Origin of the sequence: Alloalcanivorax sp. C16-2, from assembly GCF_046507615.1 — a bacterium.
Lineage (GTDB): Bacteria > Pseudomonadota > Gammaproteobacteria > Pseudomonadales > Alcanivoracaceae > Alloalcanivorax > Alloalcanivorax marinus_A.
On the sequence record NZ_JBKFTL010000002.1, the window covers coordinates 26,975 to 43,695 of the forward strand.

Sequence of the window (16,721 nt, forward strand, 5' to 3'; positions counted from 1 at the left end):
CCTGGGGGGGAGTTATCGCGACTGAAGTCGCTCCTACGCGGCTGCGTAGCTTGTGTCGGAGCAGCTACGTAGCCGCGATCCGCCCGGATCAGACCAGGCACTCCCCACGCTTAAGGTGGCGCACCAGCAGATCGGCCACCGCGTCCGGCCGCTCCAGGTGCAGGAAGTGCCCGGCGTCTTCCACCCGCTCCACGTACAGGCCGGCGGGGAAGTCGTCGGTGTTGATGGTGTAATCCAGTAATCGCGGGCTCATGCAGCCGTCACGCTCGCCCATCAGCACCTGGGTCGGCACCGTCACGTCCAGGGACAGCCACTCCTGGGCCTCGCGCTGTTGCCGGCGCCACAGGCGGATCAGGTGCCGGTACCAGCCCAGGGCGGCGGGCAACACCCCGGGTTCCGCCAGGGTGCGCCGGGCGTTCTCCAGGTGCTCACCGGGTTCCCAGTCCGGCGACCAGCGCCGCCACAGCCGCTCCACGCCGGCCAGGTCATCGCGTTTGAGCCAGGCCTCCGGCGCCACCGGCAACTGGAAGAACTGCATGTAGCCACTCAGTTTGATCTGCTCGGGCACCTTGAGCAGGGCCTTGGGCAGGCGCTTGAGCGGTGGAATGGCCAGGGCATTGAAGGTGCAGAACGCCTCCGGGTAGCGCGCGCAGGCCAGGTAGCCCACGGCGGCGCCCCAATCGTGGCCAATCAGGTGCACGCGACCGCCGAGCTGGTTGGCGAACACCAGCAGGTCGTCCACGGCGGCGTGCAGGGAGTAATCGCCGCTGCCCGGCTGGCAGGACGGCGCGTAGCCACGCAACGCCGGGGCCACGCCGGTGTAGCCGGCGTCCGCCAGCCGCGCCATGATGCCGGCCCAGTTGTCGTGGCAGTCGGGAAAGCCGTGCAGCAGAATCACCGGCTCGCCGTCACCGGCGAGCAGCGCCGGAAAGCGCAGATGGCCGTTGACCAGTTCCACTTGCTTCATAAATCAGACGCCAATATCGAAATCCGTGTAACGGCGGAGTTCGGTCTCGCTGACGCACAGCCCGGTGACATCGGCCCCTTCCGGGCCCTCGCGCATCCAGGCGATGAGCGTCTCCACCGCCTCGTCGCCGCCCTCCAGCCAGGCTTCCACGCGGCCGTCGGGCAGGTTGCGCACCCAGCCGGCGATGCCCAGATGCCGGGCCCGCTGCTGGGTGGAGGCCCGATAGTACACACCCTGAACACGGCCTCTGACGGTAACTTGTCGGGCAATCTCGGATTTATTGTTCATCTTCTTTTTCATCCCGTTCGTTGTTTTTGTCGTTGTCATCGTCCACCCGGTTCTCGAAAAGGCTCTCCAGGTCGAAATCCAGGGGCTGGTGCAGCCCCTTGCGGGCGGCGTCGCAGTGCTGTTTGAGCGTTGCCTCCCAGGGTTCCTTACCGTCGGCGTTGACGCGCAATTGCTGATCCGCCGGCCAGGGCATCATCGCCACCAGCTGCGACAGCGTCAGCCGGCGCAAATCGCGGATCAGCACGTAGCCACCCTCCTCGGTACGCCGGATCAGGCGACGGTCCTGAAGCAGGTTACGGAACTCATCCCAGTGGGTGACGCCGGACTCGTGCATCACCTTGCGTACCTCGGTACTGCGCAGTATGCGCCCGTGGCGCTGGCGCTCCCAGAACACCCGCAGCAGGCGCAGCAATGCCTGGGTGCCGGGTACCCGACGGCGGTGTTCCTGGAACACCACCAGGGCGCGCACCAGCTCGGCGCCGAGCAGCACCAGTATCCAGGAAATATAAATCCACAACAGGAACAGCGGCACCGCCGCGAAGGCGCCGTACACCACCTGGTAGTTGGGCGCGTGCTTGATGAACTGCGCGAAGGCGGCCTTGGCCAGCTCGAACAGCAGCGCCGCCACGGCGGCGCCGATCAACCCCTGGCGCACCGGCACCGAGGTGTTCGGCACCAGGATGTAAAGCAGCGCCAGCATGGCGAAGGTGAAGAAGAACGGCAGCACCGACAACCACAACCGCACCCCGCCCAGGTAAGCCACGGTGTCACTGATCAGTGACACCGAGGTCAGGTAGGAAGAGATGCCCAGGCCCGCGCCCAGCAGCAGCGGGCCCAGGGACAGCACCGCCCAGTACATCATCAGACTGGTGAGCCCCTTGCGCGGCTCGCGGATATGCCAGATCCGGTTCAGCGTCTGCTCGATGGTGCGCAGCATCAGCACCGCGGTGACCACCAGAAACACCACGCCCACCCCGGTCAGGTTGGTGGCCTGCCGGGAGAAGGTAGCCAGGTAACCCAGAATCTGGTTGCCGGCGGACGGCACGAAATATTCGAACGCCCATTTCTGAACCGCCAGACCACGCTCGTTGAGCGAGGGAATGGCGGCGATCACCGCGAACGTCACCGTCATGATCGGCACGATGGCGAACAGCGTGGTGTAGGTCAGCGCCGCCGCGCTTGACTGGCAGCCGTCTTCCACGAATTGCCGCCGCAATAACTTGAGAAACGCCCACACCGACGCCGCCCGGGCGCGGAACGGAATCACCGGCGCTTCGTCTGTTTTCGCCGCCTCGTTGTTCTCGCTCACTGGTTTCCTTAAAAATTCGTTGATCCACTTCGATACGGCGACTCACCGCGAACCCGCCGCGAAACCCACCGTGGGAGCGGCTTTAGCCGCGCTACCGGCGGCGGACGATAACGACGCGCCGATGATCGCGCCTAAAGCCGCTCCTACAACCGGCGCGATGCGTACCGTACAATGCCCCGCATCCAATCCATCAACGGCATTGCTCCAATGGCACAGTACACCATCTACCACAATCCGCGTTGCTCGAAATCCCGCCAGACGCTGTCTCTGTTGCAGGAACACGGCATCGAACCGGAGGTCATCAAGTACCTGGAAACGCCACCGGACGCGGACACGGTGCGCGGCCTGGTCGGCAAGCTGGGCCTGGCGCGCGCCCATGACCTGGTGCGCGCCAAGGAAGCGGAATACCGGGAAGCCGGCCTGACGCCGGACGCCGATGACGAAACAGTGATCCAGGCCATTGCACGTTATCCGAAATTGCTGGAACGTCCCGTGGTCGTCAAGGGCGACCGGGCCGTACTGGGGCGGCCACCGGAAAATGTCCGGGAATTCATCGATAAGAAGGCGCCATGAGCGACTACATTCTCGTGCTGTATTACAGCCGCGCCGGCTCGGTGGCCAATCTGGCCCGCCAGGTGGCCCGGGGCGTGGAAGCCGGCGGCCTGGAGGCGCGCCTGCGCACGGTGGCGCCGGTGTCCGCCAACCACGAAGCGACGGCGGCACCGGTGCCGGACAGCGGCGCGCCCTACGCCACCCTGGACGACCTGGCCGGCTGCGCCGGCCTGGCGTTGGGCTCGCCGACCCGGTTCGGCAACATGGCCGCGCCGCTCAAGTATTTCCTGGATCAGAGCAGCGACCTGTGGATGGGCGGCGCGCTGATCGGTCGCCCGGCCGGGGTGTTCACCTCCACCGGCAGCCTGCACGGCGGCCAGGAAAGTACTCTGTTGTCGATGATGCTGCCGCTGCTGCACCACGGCATGCTGCTCACCGGCGTGCCCTACTCGGAGCCCGCGCTGATGACCACCACCGGCGGCGGCACGCCCTATGGTCCCAGCCACGTGGCCGGCGAGCGTGGCGACAGCGCCACCAGCGACGACGAGAACGCCATTGCCCGGGCATTGGGAAAACGATTGGCGCACACCGCCAGAAAATTGAGCCACCCCCTTAACGGGGAAAAACGCCCGTAGCGGCGGCTTCGGCCGCGATGCCGGCAGTGCCGCATCGCGCCGGGGCATCGCGGCTGAAGAAACCCGGGGGAGCACAAGGACAAAGATGCTGGACTTCATATTACGCGCTTGCTACGTGCTGCTGTTGGTGCTCGGCGTGGCCGCGCAGTTCTGGTTCGCGCCGCCCAATGCCCCGGTGGCCGCCTCGGTAATCATGGCCCTGGTACTGTACCTGCCGCTGCTGTTATTGATGGTGGCGCCGCTCACCCTGCACCCGCGCTCGCTCACCTGGCTGTGTTTCCTGCTGCTGTTCTACTTCTGCGGCTACGTGATCCAGTGCCTCAATCCGCCGCCGCAGCGCACCCTGGCCATCGTCCAGCTTTCATTGACCGTGGTTCTGTTCCTCTCCGCCATGCAGTTGATCCGGCGGGGCCCCCGTGCGGATTGACGACCAGCTTCATATCGATACCCCGGAGGGAGCACGGCTGAGCCTGTCCCTGGCCGGGCCGATTCCACGCGCCCTGGCCTATGGCCTGGACCTGGCCCTGCGTGGGCTGATCCTGTTCCTGGTGTCGATCCCGCTGATGCTGATGGGCGGCCACGGCTACGGTGCCTACCTGGTGCTGATGTTCCTGCTGGAATGGTTCTACCCGGTGTTCTTCGAGATGCTCTGGCAGGGCCGCACGCCGGGTAAGCGGGCCATGAAGCTGGCGGTGGTGCACGGCAACGGCGCCCCCCTGACGCTCAACGGCAGCCTGGTGCGCAACCTGCTGCGCACCGCCGACCTGTTCCCGATCGCCTACCTGACCGGTTTCGTGGTGATGCTGATTTCACCGCGCCTGCAACGGCTCGGCGATCTGGCCGCCGACACCGTGGTGATCCATGTGCCGCCACCGGCCCGGGCGCGACCGGAACCCGGCGAGGGCAGCGAAGCGCCGGACTGGCCCTTGAGTCGCGACGACCAGTTGGTGCTGCTGGCCTTCAGCGAGCGGGCGCCGGGCCTGTCCCGCCAGCGCCAGGAAGAACTGGCGCGGCTGGCGTTCCCGGAACAACCGCCCGCCGCCGCCCTGGAAAAACTGCGCCGGGTGGCCCGCCATGTGCTGGGCGCCCCGGACGGGGGCCAGCCATGAGACAAAGCCAGTTCGAATACCGCTACCGGCCGCTCTGGGAGCGCCTGGAAGTCACCCTCAAGGGCCTGGAAGGCATGGGCCGGCCGCCGGCGGACAACCTGGCCTCGTTCGCCGCCGACTATCAGAGCCTGTGCCACCAGTTGGCCCTGGCCCGCGAGCGCGGCTATAGCCTGACGCTGCAGAACGATCTCAACGACCTGATGCTGCGCGCCCACCGCCAGCTTTACCGCCACCGGGCGCCGCTGCTGCCCCGGCTGGCCGCGTTCTTCGCGCGCGGCTTTCCCCAGGCGGTGCGGCGCCAGTGGCGCTGGCATCTGGTCAGCACCCTGGCGTTCGTGCTCTCGGCGCTGCTGGTGTGGGGCTTGATCCAGCACGACCCGGAGCTGGTGCACACGGTGGTGGGCCCGGACCAGGTCGCCGACCTGGAAGAAATGTACCACCCGGACCTGCGCGACACCGGCGACCGCGACCACGCCGACGACGTGATGATGTTCGGCTACTACATCTACAACAACATCGGCATCGCCTTCCGCACTTTCGCCGGCGGCCTGCTGCTGGGCGTGGGCGCCCTGCTGGCGATGCTGTTCAACGGCAGCTTCTTCGGCGCCGCCGCCGCCCACCTGAGCCTGGTCGGGGCCTCGCAGCCGTTCTTCACCTTCGTGATCGCCCACGGCGCCCCGGAACTCACCGCCATCATGCTGGCCGGCGGCTGCGGCCTGCGGCTGGGCTGGTCGGTGCTGGCACCGGGCTCCTGGAGCCGGGTGGACGCCCTGCGCCGGGCCGCCGGCGAATGTCTGCCGGTGATGTACGGCGTGTTCGTGCTGCTGGTGATCGCCGCCTTTATCGAGGCGTTCTGGTCGTCCCGGGAGCTGGCGCCCCAGATCAAGTACAGCGTCGGCGCGGCCTGCTGGGGCCTGTTGATGCTGTACCTGTTCCTGGCCGGGAGGCGCCATGGACCTGAATAGGATCAACGCCCGTCTGGCGCCCCGCTCCTGCTGGCAGGCGGTGGACTTCGGCACCCGCTTGTACCGGCGCTGGTGGCGCCAGGGCGCCCTGGTGTGGCTGGTGTTCACCGCCTTGCCGTTCGCGCTGCTGGCCGGCTACGGCGCCGCCACCCGCAGCCTCTGGCCGATGTTTGTGTTCTGGTGGCTCAAGCCGCTGTGGGAGCGCCCCTTGCTGGCGTTCTACAGCCGCGCCCTGTTCGGCGATTACCCAAGCCCCTGGACCCTGCTGCGCACCTTCCGGAGTTACGGGCTCAACGGCCTGGCCGCCCAACTCACCTGGCGGCGACTGAGCCCGCTGCGCGGCTTCCTGACCGGCGTCTGGCAACTGGAAGGCAGCAAGGGCGACAAGGTGGGCGGGCGCATTTCCGTGCTGCTGCGCCCACCCAGCCAGCGCGCCGGCACCCTGACGCTCACCCTGCTCACCCTGGAGCACCTGATGACGGTGGCGTTGATCATGCTGGCGATGACCCTTGTGCCCTGGCAGTTCAACCTGGAATTCAGCGTCTGGTTCCAGGAACAGAGCCGGCTGCAGTGGGCATTCGCCAACCTGGCCTGGTACCTGGTATTGATGGTCACCGAGCCGCTCTACGTGGCCACCTCCTTCGCGCTCTATCTGAACCAGCGCACCTGGCTGGAAGGCTGGGATTTGCAGCTGGGCCTGACCCGTATCGGCGAACGGCGCCGGCGCGCCGGGCGCGGCGGCGCCGCCCTGCTGGTGCTGCTGGCCCTGTTCAGTGCCGCGCCGCATCCAGCGGAAGCGCAGGCCAGCCAGCCCGAATCGCGACTGAAGCGGGATGCCGCCGAAAGCGCCAGCACCGATGACGCTACCCCCAAACAACAAGCCCTGGACCTGCTCGCCTCGGACACCTTCATGCCGTTCGAGGAACGAGAGACCCGACGCCTGCGCGAATCCCTGCGCGACGACGACAATGAAGACCGTAGCTGGTGGCAGGACCTGCTCAAGAAACTGCTCGACCGGGACCGGGACAACAGCGACCGTGATGCCCCCCTGTCGATCCCCGACGCGGTGGTGGAAGGCATGGGCTACCTGCTGCTGGTGGTGGTGCTGGGCGTGATTCTGGCGCTGATCCTGCAGCGCCTGCCCGGCGCCGCCGGCCGGCGCCGGCGCGGCCCGGACATGCCGGTGAGCGTGGCCGGCCTGGACACCCGCGCCGACAGCCTGCCCGCCGACCTCAACCGGGCCCTGGACGAGGAACTGGCGCGCGGCGACGTCCGCGCGGCCCTGGCCCTGCTGCTGCGCGACGGCCTGATCACCCTGTTCCAACGCCACCCCACGCCGCTCACCGCCGGCGCCACCGAACAGGATTGCCTGCGCGCCTACCAGCGGCTGCTCGGCGACGAGCCGGTGGTGGCCTGGCTGTCGGACCTGATCAACGCCTGGACCCGCACCGCCTGGGCGCACCGGCCCAGTGACCGGCAACAGGTGAACGCGCTGCGCGACCGCTGGGGCGCGCTGCGCCCGGCCCTGGCCGGGAGGGCACCGTCATGAAGCGCTGGCTGATCCTGTTCCTGCTGCTGGTGGCGGGTCTGGTGGCCGGCTATTACTGGGCCACCGAGCCGGTGCGCTACATGGCGCCGGCCCACGCCGAAGCCGCCGCCCGCGACCCGTACCTGGCCGCGCGCACCCTGCTGGACCGCTGGCAACGGCCCAGCCGCCGGGTGTTCAGCACCCGCGCGCTGTTCCCGCTGCCGGCCACGGACACCACCCTGATCCTGGACGAATACCGGGGCGATCTGGGCCGCGACCGTATCCAGGCGTTGCTCGACTGGGTCGCCGCCGGCGGCACCCTGATCGTAGCGGCACGACCGGTGTACGGCGACCAGGACGAGGACCGCGACCGCGCCGATCCACTGCTGGAAGGCGTCGGCGTGCACGCCCGGCGGCTGCCCGACGAAGACGACGATGACGATGACCCCATGGCCACCCTCCTCGACCGCTTCCAGCCCATGGAAAGCCTGTTCCTGGAATACTGCCTGGACAGCGACGACGAAGAGATGCAGCGCCAGTGCGAGCGGCTCACCTGCGAGATTCCGGAGACCGTGGCGCCGGCGCTGACCCGGGACTTCGACGGCACTCTCCGGCGGCTGCAGATCCTCAATAATCTGGTGCTGCGATACGCTGGCGCCGATAACACCCGCATGGCGGTGCTCGCCGAAAATGACCAGGGCCTCAAGCTGATCACCCTGACCCACGGCGCCGGCGTGGTCACCGTGCTCGCCGGCCTGGACCCGTGGGACAACGACCACCTGCTCTACTTCGACCACGCCTGGCTGCTGCGCCACCTGACCGGCGACGGGCCGGTGTGGTTCGTGCAGGGCATCGACATGCCGCCGCTACCGCTGTGGCTGTGGGAGCACGCCTGGCCGCCAATACTGGCCCTGGTGCTGGCCCTGACCCTGTGGCTGTGGCGGCGCCTGCCGCGCCCGGGGCCGCTGTGGCAACCGTCGGCCCGGGACACCACCGACTACCTGGGCCACCTGCGCGCCCTGGGGCACTTTTACTGGCGCACCGGCCAGGGCGAAGCTCTGCTGGCACCGCTGCGCGACGCCGCCCGGCGCCGGCTGGCCTTGCTGCACCCGGACCCGGATCGGGCCCTGGCGCTGGCCGCCGAGCGGCTGGCGATGAACGAGAACGAATTGCGTGCCGCCCTCGGGCCGGCGCTCAAGGACCGCCCGGGCTGGACCCGCCAGGTGGCGGTATTGCAACGGATCAGGAGCCGTCTATGACACCGCGAACCATCGAAGAAGCCACCGAACTGGCCGGCCGCATCGAAGACCAGCTCAACCAGGTGCTGATCGGCCAGCCAGCGGTGACCCGCCAGGTCATGCTGGCGCTGATCACCGGCGGCCACGTGCTCATCGAGGGCGTGCCGGGGCTCGGCAAGACCCTGCTGGCGCGCAGCCTGGCCCGGGTGCTGGAGCTGGACTTCCAGCGCATTCAGTTCACCCCGGACCTGATGCCCTCGGACGTCACCGGCCATGTGCTGTTCGACAGCCAGACCGGCGATTTCCGGGTACGCAAGGGCCCCGCCTTCACCAACCTGCTGCTCGCCGACGAGATCAACCGGGCGCCGGCCAAGACCCAGGCGGCGCTGCTGGAGGTGATGCAGGAACGCCAGATCACCATCGAAGGCGAGACCTTCGAGCTCGACCCGCCGTTCGTGGTGCTGGCCACCCAGAACCCACTCGACCAGGAGGGCACCTACCCGCTGCCCGAGGCGGAGCTGGACCGCTTCCTGTTCAAGATTCTGATCGACTACCCGGAACTGGAAGACGAAACCCGCATGGTGGAAATGGTGCTCGACGGCAGCCTGCCGGACAGCCTGGACGCCGAGCAACTGACCCGGGTGACCAACGCGGAAGGCATTCTCGCCCTGGCCCACCAGGCGGAGGCGATCATCCTGGACCGCGCCATCATCGACTACATCCTGCGCCTGGTGCGCGCCACCCGGGAACACCCCAGCCTGATCCAGGGCGGCGGCCCGCGCGCCAGCATCGCCCTGGCGCGCACCGCCAAGACCCAGGCGCTGCTGGCCGGCCGCGACTACGTGATCCCCGACGACGTCAAACAGGTGGCACCGCCGGTACTGCGCCACCGCCTGCGCCTGGGCGTGGACGCCGACATCGAAGGCCAGACCGTGGAATCGGTGCTCGAACAGCTCCTCGAGCAGGTGGAGGCCCCGCGCCAATGATCGCCCCCCCACCGATCACACCAGCGCCGGAGGCCCCATGCCGGTAAGGCCGGGCACGCGGCTGATCCAGGCGCTGCTCGGCTGGGCGGCGCTGGGCGCGCTACCGTTGCTGGCGCGGGCCTGGGCGCCAGCGCTGGCGATGCCGGCGCTGCTGGCCTGGGCGCTGCTCGGCGGCCTGGTGGTGTTCTGGGCTCTGGACGATCTGCGGCGGCTGCGCCGGCGCCCCACGCCCCGGGCCGAGCGGCGCCTGCCGGCGGCCCTGGCGGTGGGCGTGCCGCACGCCGTGACCCTGACCCTGGACACCGGCGGCGTGGCGGAACGCTGGCTGGTGGCCGACCACCATCCCGCCGACGACACCGACACCGGCCTGCCACGCACCCTGACGCTGACCCCGGGCCATGAGCGGGTGGCGGTGACCTATCCGTACCGGCCCAGCCGCCGGGGGCCGGTGACCTTCGGCCCCATCGAACTGTGGCTGCCCTCCCCCCGGCGCCTGTGGGAAGGTCGCCGCCGCATCGACGCCGAGCGCCGGGTGCCGGTCTATCCGGATTTCTCGCCGATCTCCCGGGCCGCCCTGGCGGTGGACAAAAGCCGCAACCGGTTCGGTACCCGGGTGCAACCGCGCCAGGGCGAGGGCCTGGAATTCCATGAGCTGCGCGACTACCAGCCCGGCGACAGCCCGCGCCGCATCGACTGGAAAGCCACCGCCCGGCGCCGCCGGCTGATCACCCGCCATTTTCAGGACGAGCAGAACCAGACCGTGTGGGTGTTGCTCGACGGCGGCCGCCGCATGGCCCTGCCGGTGGGCGGGCTGACCGCCTTCGACCATGGCCTTAACGCCGCCCTGCTGCTGGCCTGGTCGGCGCTGCGCCAGGGTGACCGGGCCGGCGCCATGCTGTTCTCCGCGGAGCAGCCGCGCTGGCTCGACCCGGTGCACGGCCAGCACGGCATCCAGAACCTGCTGCAGGGATTCTACGACGTGCACCCGGCGGACCGGGCCAGCGATTTCAGCCAGGCCGCCCGGCATTTCCATGGCCGCTGGCCGCGCCGCTCCCTGGTGGTGATCATCAGCCGCGTGCAACCGGAGGACGGCGACGACCTGCTCACCGCCGTGCGCCTGCTGGGCCAGCGTCACCTGGTGATGGTGGCGGACATGGCGCTGCCCGAGCAGGAAGCCCTGCGGCGCACCGAGGTCGACGATCTGGACGACGCTCTGCGCCTCGCCGCCGATGCCCGTGAGCACCAGGAACGCCGCGACCTGCACATCCGCCTGCGCCACGCCGGCGCCCACCTGGTGGCCGCCACCCCGGCCACCCTGGCGGAGCGTTTGGGGCAGGCCTATCAGCAGTTGAAACGGGCCGGGCGCCTGTAAACGCCGCCGGATCGCGACTGAAGTCGCTCCTACAAATCCATTGTAGGAGCGACTTCAGTCGCGATCGCCCGGCGGCCCGAACACCGCGCCCCCCCGCTCACACTTTTCTCACACCCCGCCTGTGTTAGCCTCAAGGGCTCTTTGTGTACCCTGTACCGGCCGAAAGGATAAGGAGAGCCCCAAGATGGCCAACGAAACGGAGTCCCCCACTCCCGATGCCTCCGCCAAGGTAAAAATCAATCCACCGGTGTTCTTCACCTCGGTGGCGATCATCGCCGGCCTGGTGCTGTTCTCGGTGATCGTGCCCAAGGTGGCGGAAAACTTCTTCGACGGTCTCAAGGACTGGATCATCGCCGACGCCGGCTGGTTCTATGTGCTGACCGTGGCGATCCTGATTTCCCTGGTGGTGTTCCTGGCCATCAGCCGCTACGGCGACATCAAGCTGGGCAAGGATCACTCGGAACCGGAATACAGCTACACGTCCTGGTTCGCCATGCTGTTTTCCGCCGGCATGGGCATCGGCCTGATGTTCTTCGGCGTCGCCGAGCCGGTGCTGCACTTCAGCGATCCGCCGATGGCGGAGCCGGGCACCATCGCCGCCGCCCAGGAAGCGATGCGCGCCACCTTCTTCCACTGGGGCCTGCACGCCTGGGCGATCTACGCCATCGTCGGCCTGATCCTGGCCTATTTCAGTTTCCGGCATAACCTGCCGCTGACCCTGCGCTCGGCACTCTACCCGCTGATCGGCAAGAAGATTTACGGCCCGCTGGGCCACGCGGTGGACGTGTTCGCCGTGGTCGGCACCGTGTTCGGCGTGGCCACCTCGCTGGGCTTCGGCGTCGAGCAGGTGAACGCCGGCCTCACCTATCTGTTCGGCATCCCCAAGAACGAATGGGTGCAAGTGGGGCTGATCATCGGCATCACCGGGCTGGCCACCATCTCCGTGGTCACCGGCCTGGACGGCGGCATCCGCCGGCTCTCCGAGCTCAACCTGGGGCTCGCCTTCCTGCTGCTGATGTTCGTGCTGTTCCTGGGCCCCACCGTGTTCCTGCTCAAGGCCTACGTGCAGAACCTGGGCGCCTACCTGTCCGAGTTGGTGAACATGACCTTCAACCTCTACACCTACCAGCCCAAGGTGGAAGACGGGCCCCAGGACTGGATGGGCGGCTGGACCCTGTTTTACTGGGGCTGGTGGATTTCCTGGTCACCGTTCGTGGGGATGTTCATCGCGCGGGTATCGCGGGGCCGCACCATCCGCCAATTCGCCCTCGGCGTGATGCTGGTGCCCGCCGGCTTCACCCTGTTCTGGATGACCGTGTTCGGCGACTCCGCGATCCAGATGATCCTCGACGGCATCTATCCGGAACTGGCTGCCCAGGTGGACAACGACAAGGCGGTGGCACTGTTCCACTTCCTGGAGCAGTTCCCCTGGTCGGGCTTTATCTCCGGCGTCGCCACCTTGATGGTGGTGGTGTTCTTCGTCACCTCCTCGGACTCCGGGTCCATGGTGGTGGACATGCTGGCCTCCGGTGGCCACGACGACACGCCGCTGTGGCAGCGTATCTTCTGGGCCGGCTCCGAGGGCGTGGTGGCCATCGCGCTGATGCTGGCCGGCGGCCTGGGCGCGCTGCAATCGGCCACCATCGCCTCGGCGCTGCCGTTCTCGATCGTGCTGTTGCTGGCCTGCTTCGGGCTGATGCGCTCGTTGCAGGTGGAAGGAATCCGCCGGCTCAGCTTCCAGAGCAATCTGGGCACCGCCCCGGCGGCCATCCACGTCGGTCATACGCCACGCAGCGGCGGCTGGAAGGTGCGCCTGAAAGGCATGGTGAGCTTCCCCAACCGGGCCCGGGTGCTGCAGTTCGTGCGCGAGGTGGTAACGCCGGCGCTCAACGCGGTGGCCGATGAACTGCGCGGCCACGGCCTGGAAGTGGAAGTCCGCGAAGGCGATGATCGCGTCACCCTGATCGTCAGCCATGGCGAGGAAACCGACTTCCTGTACGGCGCCCGGGTGCGTGGTTACGCACGGCCTTCGATCACCCTGCGGCAACTGGAGCATTCCAAACGGCACGCGGACACCGATCAGTATTACCGCGCCGACGTGTTCCTGCGCGAAGGCGGTCAGGATTACGATCTGATGGGGTTCACCCGTGAGCAGGTGATCAGCGACGTACTGGATCAGTACGAGAAGCACATGCATTTCCTGCACATGCTTCGGTAGGGAAAGAAATCGCGACTGAAGTCACCCCTACAGTTCCCCTGTAGGAGCGACTTCAGTCGCGATCATCCCCCCGATCAGAAGTTAACGGTCACCCCGGCGCTGTAGCGCCGCCCGTCCAGCACCCGCCCGAAGTTTTCGTCGTCCACTTCCTTGTCGAGCACGTTCTGGACGCTGCCGTACACTTCCACCTGTTCGGTGAGCGCGTAAATCAGGCCGGTGTCCACCAGGGTGTAGCTGGGGTACTCGTCGGTGAGCCCGCCGCGACCGGCGATCTGCTCGGCCTTGCCCTTGAAGCGGGCCTTGGCCCACAGCCGGGTGGCGTCGTTGGCGCGCCAGTTCACGCCCAGGTTGGCACGGTGGCGGGGCTGATCGTTAAGCGGGTTACCCTTGTTGTCGCCGGACAGCTGTTCGCTGTCGGTGAAGGTGTAGTTGCTGTCCACGCGCACGCTGTAGCCCACCGGGAACGAGAAGGTCACCTCGGCGCCGCGAATACGGGCCTCGTCCACGTTGGTGTAACGGTACAGCTTCTCGTAGTCGTACCCCTGATAGAGACAGGTGGTATCCGGCCCGGACACCCGATCACAGATGATCGGCTTCTCGATCTTGTCGTCGTAGTCGGTGTGGAACACGGTCACGCTGGCCTGAACACCGTTGTAGCCTTCCCACAGCGCGCCCAGTTCATAGGTCAGGCTTTTTTCCGGCTTGAGGTCATCGTTGCCGATGTCGCCACCGTCCACGGAACGGCCACCGCCGCCTTCCACCCAGTTGGAGTCGCCCTGTTTGAGGTCCGGGGTGCGGTAACCGGCGCTGACCCCGCCCTTAAGGGTGAATTGCGGCGTGAAGTTGTACACCGCGTAGGCGCGCGGCACCGCCTCGCTGCCGTAGTTCTCATCGTCCACCCAGCGCAGGCCGGCGGTTAACGCCAGATCGTCGGTGACGAACCACTGGTCTTCACCGAACAGCGCCATGTCCCAGCGCTCCAGGTCCGGCTCGCCGATGGCGCGGGTCGGGTTCTCGGTCTTCTGTTCCCGGTACTGGCCGCCCAGGGTCAGTACATGGTCGCCAAGCGGCACGGCGGTGGAGGTGTTGGCCGTCACCCGCTCATAAAGCGCGTTCTGGGTCTGGTTTTCCAGTTCCTCGCGCTGCACCCAGCTCTTGGTATCGATGTCGCCGTGCCAGAGTATGTCGTGGTTGAGCGCCTGGTGACGACGCACCGTGTAGAGCTCGGAATCGGAGCCGGAGTTGGCGGCGGTGCCCAGGGTTTCCTGGGTGGAGTAACCGGCTTCCAGGGACAGCGACTGGTTGTCCACCGGCGTCCAGGTCAGTTTGGCGATGGTGTTGTCGCGGTCGTAGTCGCGGTAGCCGGCTTCGATCTGGTCCTCGTCGCGCTGATAGCGGGAGCCGTTCACGGTGAAGCCCAGGGTGTCCTCGATCAGCGGGCCACTCAGATAGTAGCGCTGCTGCTGGTAATCACCGGACTCGTGGCTTTCCTGCTGGGTGCGCTCCAGGGTCACGGAGCCGCCCCACTGATCCGGGGTCGCCTTGGTGATCACGTTGATCACCCCGCCCAGGGCGTCGGAGCCGTACAGCGACGACATCGGCCCGCGAATCACCTCGATGCGCTCGATGGCGGAGATCGGCGGCAACCAGCCGTATTCGGCGCCGCTGCCAAAGCCATTGTAGTAGGACTGCCCGGAGCCCTGCGGGCGACCGTCCACCAGAATCAGGGTGTACTTGCTGTCCATGCCGCGGATCGAGATCTCCTCGGTGCCGCCCTTCCCGGAGGGGCCGTCGTCCACGTACACGCCGGGCACGTCCTGCAGCGCCTGGGTGATGTCGCGGTAGGACTTGCCTTCCAGATCCTCGCGGCTGATCACCGAGATGCTGGCCGGAGCGTTGGTGACGTCCACGGCGCGACCGGACGCCGACGCCGAGGTCACGCTGACTTCCGGCAGCCGGTGTTCGCCTTTTTCCGCCGTCGGCAGCGGCCGCAGCCGATAGCTGCCATTGGGCTGACGCACCGCCTCCAGGCCGCTGCCAGCGAGCAGCGCGCTCAGACCGGCGCGGGCCCGGTAGTGGCCGTCCAGGCCGGCGGTGGTCTTACCGTCGGTGAGGCGGCCATCGATCACCAGGGTCAGGCCCGCCTCGCTGGCGTAGCGGCTCAGGGCGCTGTCCAGGCGTCCGGCTTCGATCCGGTATTCGCGGGCCTCGGCGGCGGCCGCCGGCAAGGGCGCCAGTACCGTGGCGGACAGGGCCAGGCACAACCCGACGGCGGGCAGCCGGTGCCGTAACGTTGAGAAACGCATCATTCTCCGATCCTTAGCAGGGGTGTATTTCGTGTGGCTATACCGGTACCCCGAACGAGGACGGGAAAAGTGCTACACAGCGTGGAAATTTTTTTGAGGGAAACGGAGTTTAAAGGCAGGCGGGGATCGCGGCTGAAGCCGGACAACATCCAACCGCCGGATCGCGACTGAAGCGGAGTGCCGCCCAGTCGCTCCTACCGAGGCTGGAGTTGTAGGAGCGACTTCAGTCGCGATCCGGCGCCAGAATGAACTCCAGCCCCGATCGCTCCCTCAAACGGCGCTGACCCGCACCAGCCAGGGCGTGCGGTAATGCACCGCCACCGGCAATGCCTGGGCCAGGGACTGCAAGGCGTAATCGGTATCACGCACCGGGAAGGCACCGGACACCACCAACCCGGCCACGTCGTCGTCGCAATACAGCAACCCGTGGCGGTAGCGGCCCAGCTCGGCGAGGAAGGCGTTCAGCGGCAGGCGGTCGGCGCGCATCACGCCCCGGGTCCAGTCCAGCGCGGCGGCGCGGTCCAGAGGCACCCGCCGCACCCCGCCCGCCGACAACCAGGCCGCTTCGCCGCCCAGCAGGGTGGCGGCCTGGGACGCGATGCCCCCCGGCCCGGACAACACCTCAACCCGTCCCGCCAGCACCGACACCGCCAGCCGCTCGCCATGATCGCGCAGCACCACATGGCTGTCGCTGGCATCCAGGCGCATCTCCGCCATCTCCACCCGCAGCGGGGCGCCCCCGGCGCCACGGCTGTCCAGGGCGATCTCGCTGCCGGGCAGCACCCGCAAACGACGCTCGCCGTCGAACGCCAGGTTCACCGCGCTGGCGGTATTGAGCTTCAGGCTGGAGCCATCCGGCAGGGTCAGGTCGCGCTGTTCGCCGGGGCCGCTGCGGCAATCCGCCACCGCTCGCTCCACCCAGCCGCCGCGCGCCACCAGGGCGCCGGCACCGGCCAGGCCGAACAACGACAACGCTTGGCGACGGCTGAAGCGGCGCGGGCGTTTCAGGGTATGACGGGCCACGTCCGAGGGCAGCTCACCCAGGCGGCCGGCGAGCCGCTCCACCTCCGCCCAGGCACGCTGGTTACCGGGGTGAGCCGCCAGCCAGGCGGCCCAGTCGCGGTGGCCGGCATCGTCCATCTCGCCGGACCAGAGCGTTACCTGCCACTCCAGCGCCGCTTCCAGGCGCGGGAGTTCCAGACCATGGCGGGCGGCGTGGCGCCCCAGGGCGGCGTCGGCGGACATCGG

Annotated in this window: 15 protein-coding genes; 10 read left to right on the plus strand and 5 right to left on the minus strand. The window is 67.8% G+C overall.

Annotated elements, in window-relative coordinates; translation table 11 throughout:
- Positions 1 to 88: 88 nt before the first annotated feature.
- The 3 genes from ACLD02_RS10345 to ACLD02_RS10355 are packed head-to-tail and all read right to left on the minus strand — an operon-like array spanning position 89 to position 2,564.
- Complete coding sequence (locus ACLD02_RS10345) at positions 89 to 967, minus strand: alpha/beta fold hydrolase (protein ID WP_203100338.1); 879 nt, start codon at positions 965 to 967, stop codon at positions 89 to 91.
- 3 nt (positions 968 to 970) lie between these two features.
- Positions 971 to 1,255, minus strand: a complete 285-nt coding sequence (locus ACLD02_RS10350) for an acylphosphatase (RefSeq protein WP_203100340.1) — start codon at positions 1,253 to 1,255, stop codon at positions 971 to 973.
- Positions 1,245 to 2,564, minus strand: coding sequence for a YihY family inner membrane protein (locus ACLD02_RS10355; protein WP_203100344.1), 1,320 nt, complete (start codon positions 2,562 to 2,564; stop codon positions 1,245 to 1,247). The genes ACLD02_RS10350 and ACLD02_RS10355 overlap by 11 nt, the downstream gene beginning before the upstream one ends.
- 171 nt (positions 2,565 to 2,735) lie before the next feature.
- Here ACLD02_RS10355 and arsC point away from each other — a divergent pair, with 171 nt between their 5' ends.
- The 10 genes from arsC to betT all read left to right on the plus strand — a co-directional run bounded on the left by arsC (position 2,736) and on the right by betT (position 13,167).
- Complete coding sequence (gene arsC / locus ACLD02_RS10360) at positions 2,736 to 3,137, plus strand: arsenate reductase (glutaredoxin) (RefSeq protein WP_338015157.1); 402 nt, start codon at positions 2,736 to 2,738, stop codon at positions 3,135 to 3,137.
- Entirely contained in the window at positions 3,134 to 3,751 is a 618-nt protein-coding gene (gene wrbA / locus ACLD02_RS10365; RefSeq protein ID WP_203100346.1) for an NAD(P)H:quinone oxidoreductase, read from the plus strand. Before arsC ends, wrbA begins: the two co-directional genes overlap by 4 nt.
- Positions 3,752 to 3,836: 85 nt before the next feature.
- Entirely contained in the window at positions 3,837 to 4,178 is a 342-nt protein-coding gene (locus ACLD02_RS10370) for a DUF2069 domain-containing protein (protein WP_410298645.1), read from the plus strand.
- Positions 4,168 to 4,860 (plus strand): RDD family protein, encoded by a 693-nt coding sequence (locus ACLD02_RS10375; protein WP_410298646.1) that lies wholly within the window; start codon positions 4,168 to 4,170, stop codon positions 4,858 to 4,860. Before ACLD02_RS10370 ends, ACLD02_RS10375 begins: the two co-directional genes overlap by 11 nt.
- A complete protein-coding gene (locus ACLD02_RS10380) occupies positions 4,857 to 5,825 on the plus strand; it encodes a stage II sporulation protein M (protein WP_410298647.1) in 969 nt (322 codons plus the stop codon). Before ACLD02_RS10375 ends, ACLD02_RS10380 begins: the two co-directional genes overlap by 4 nt.
- On the plus strand, positions 5,812 to 7,374 hold the full coding sequence (locus tag ACLD02_RS10385; protein WP_410298648.1) for a DUF4129 domain-containing protein: 1,563 nt from the start codon (positions 5,812 to 5,814) through the stop codon (positions 7,372 to 7,374). The genes ACLD02_RS10380 and ACLD02_RS10385 overlap by 14 nt, the downstream gene beginning before the upstream one ends.
- Positions 7,371 to 8,612 carry a DUF4350 domain-containing protein gene (locus ACLD02_RS10390; RefSeq protein WP_410298649.1) on the plus strand — a complete coding sequence of 414 codons (1,242 nt, stop codon included), beginning with the start codon at positions 7,371 to 7,373 and terminating at the stop codon, positions 8,610 to 8,612. The genes ACLD02_RS10385 and ACLD02_RS10390 overlap by 4 nt, the downstream gene beginning before the upstream one ends.
- Complete coding sequence (locus ACLD02_RS10395) at positions 8,609 to 9,577, plus strand: AAA family ATPase (RefSeq protein WP_410298650.1); 969 nt, start codon at positions 8,609 to 8,611, stop codon at positions 9,575 to 9,577. The genes ACLD02_RS10390 and ACLD02_RS10395 overlap by 4 nt, the downstream gene beginning before the upstream one ends.
- 37 nt (positions 9,578 to 9,614) lie before the next feature.
- Entirely contained in the window at positions 9,615 to 10,949 is a 1,335-nt protein-coding gene (locus ACLD02_RS10400; protein WP_410298651.1) for a DUF58 domain-containing protein, read from the plus strand.
- 184 nt (positions 10,950 to 11,133) lie between these two features.
- A complete protein-coding gene (gene betT / locus ACLD02_RS10405; protein ID WP_203100362.1) occupies positions 11,134 to 13,167 on the plus strand; it encodes a choline BCCT transporter BetT in 2,034 nt (677 codons plus the stop codon).
- Positions 13,168 to 13,241: 74 nt separating this feature from the next.
- On the opposite strand, the gene ACLD02_RS10410 is transcribed toward betT, so the two are convergent.
- The gene (locus tag ACLD02_RS10410; protein ID WP_410298652.1) at positions 13,242 to 15,476 is read right to left on the minus strand and encodes a TonB-dependent receptor domain-containing protein; all 2,235 of its coding nucleotides are present in this window, start codon (positions 15,474 to 15,476) and stop codon (positions 13,242 to 13,244) included.
- Positions 15,477 to 15,743: 267 nt separating this feature from the next.
- On the minus strand, positions 15,744 to 16,718 hold the full coding sequence (locus ACLD02_RS10415; protein ID WP_410298653.1) for a FecR domain-containing protein: 975 nt from the start codon (positions 16,716 to 16,718) through the stop codon (positions 15,744 to 15,746).
- Positions 16,719 to 16,721 lie beyond the last annotated feature (3 nt).

Excerpts from the sequence above, each read along its gene's own strand:
- ACLD02_RS10345 (WP_203100338.1), bottom strand. The coding sequence starts at position 967 with ATGAAGCAAGTGGAACTGGTCAACGGCCATCTGCGCTTTCCGGCGCTG.
- ACLD02_RS10350 (WP_203100340.1), bottom strand. The coding sequence starts at position 1,255 with ATGAACAATAAATCCGAGATTGCCCGACAAGTTACCGTCAGAGGCCGT.
- arsC (WP_338015157.1), top strand. The coding sequence starts at position 2,736 with ATGCCCCGCATCCAATCCATCAACGGCATTGCTCCAATGGCACAGTAC.
- wrbA (WP_203100346.1), top strand. The coding sequence starts at position 3,134 with ATGAGCGACTACATTCTCGTGCTGTATTACAGCCGCGCCGGCTCGGTG.
- ACLD02_RS10370 (WP_410298645.1), top strand. The coding sequence starts at position 3,837 with ATGCTGGACTTCATATTACGCGCTTGCTACGTGCTGCTGTTGGTGCTC.
- ACLD02_RS10380 (WP_410298647.1), top strand. The coding sequence starts at position 4,857 with ATGAGACAAAGCCAGTTCGAATACCGCTACCGGCCGCTCTGGGAGCGC.
- ACLD02_RS10385 (WP_410298648.1), top strand. The coding sequence starts at position 5,812 with ATGGACCTGAATAGGATCAACGCCCGTCTGGCGCCCCGCTCCTGCTGG.
- ACLD02_RS10390 (WP_410298649.1), top strand. The coding sequence starts at position 7,371 with ATGAAGCGCTGGCTGATCCTGTTCCTGCTGCTGGTGGCGGGTCTGGTG.
- ACLD02_RS10395 (WP_410298650.1), top strand. The coding sequence starts at position 8,609 with ATGACACCGCGAACCATCGAAGAAGCCACCGAACTGGCCGGCCGCATC.
- ACLD02_RS10400 (WP_410298651.1), top strand. The coding sequence starts at position 9,615 with ATGCCGGTAAGGCCGGGCACGCGGCTGATCCAGGCGCTGCTCGGCTGG.
- betT (WP_203100362.1), top strand. The coding sequence starts at position 11,134 with ATGGCCAACGAAACGGAGTCCCCCACTCCCGATGCCTCCGCCAAGGTA.
- ACLD02_RS10410 (WP_410298652.1), bottom strand. The coding sequence starts at position 15,476 with ATGATGCGTTTCTCAACGTTACGGCACCGGCTGCCCGCCGTCGGGTTG.
- ACLD02_RS10415 (WP_410298653.1), bottom strand. The coding sequence starts at position 16,718 with ATGTCCGCCGACGCCGCCCTGGGGCGCCACGCCGCCCGCCATGGTCTG.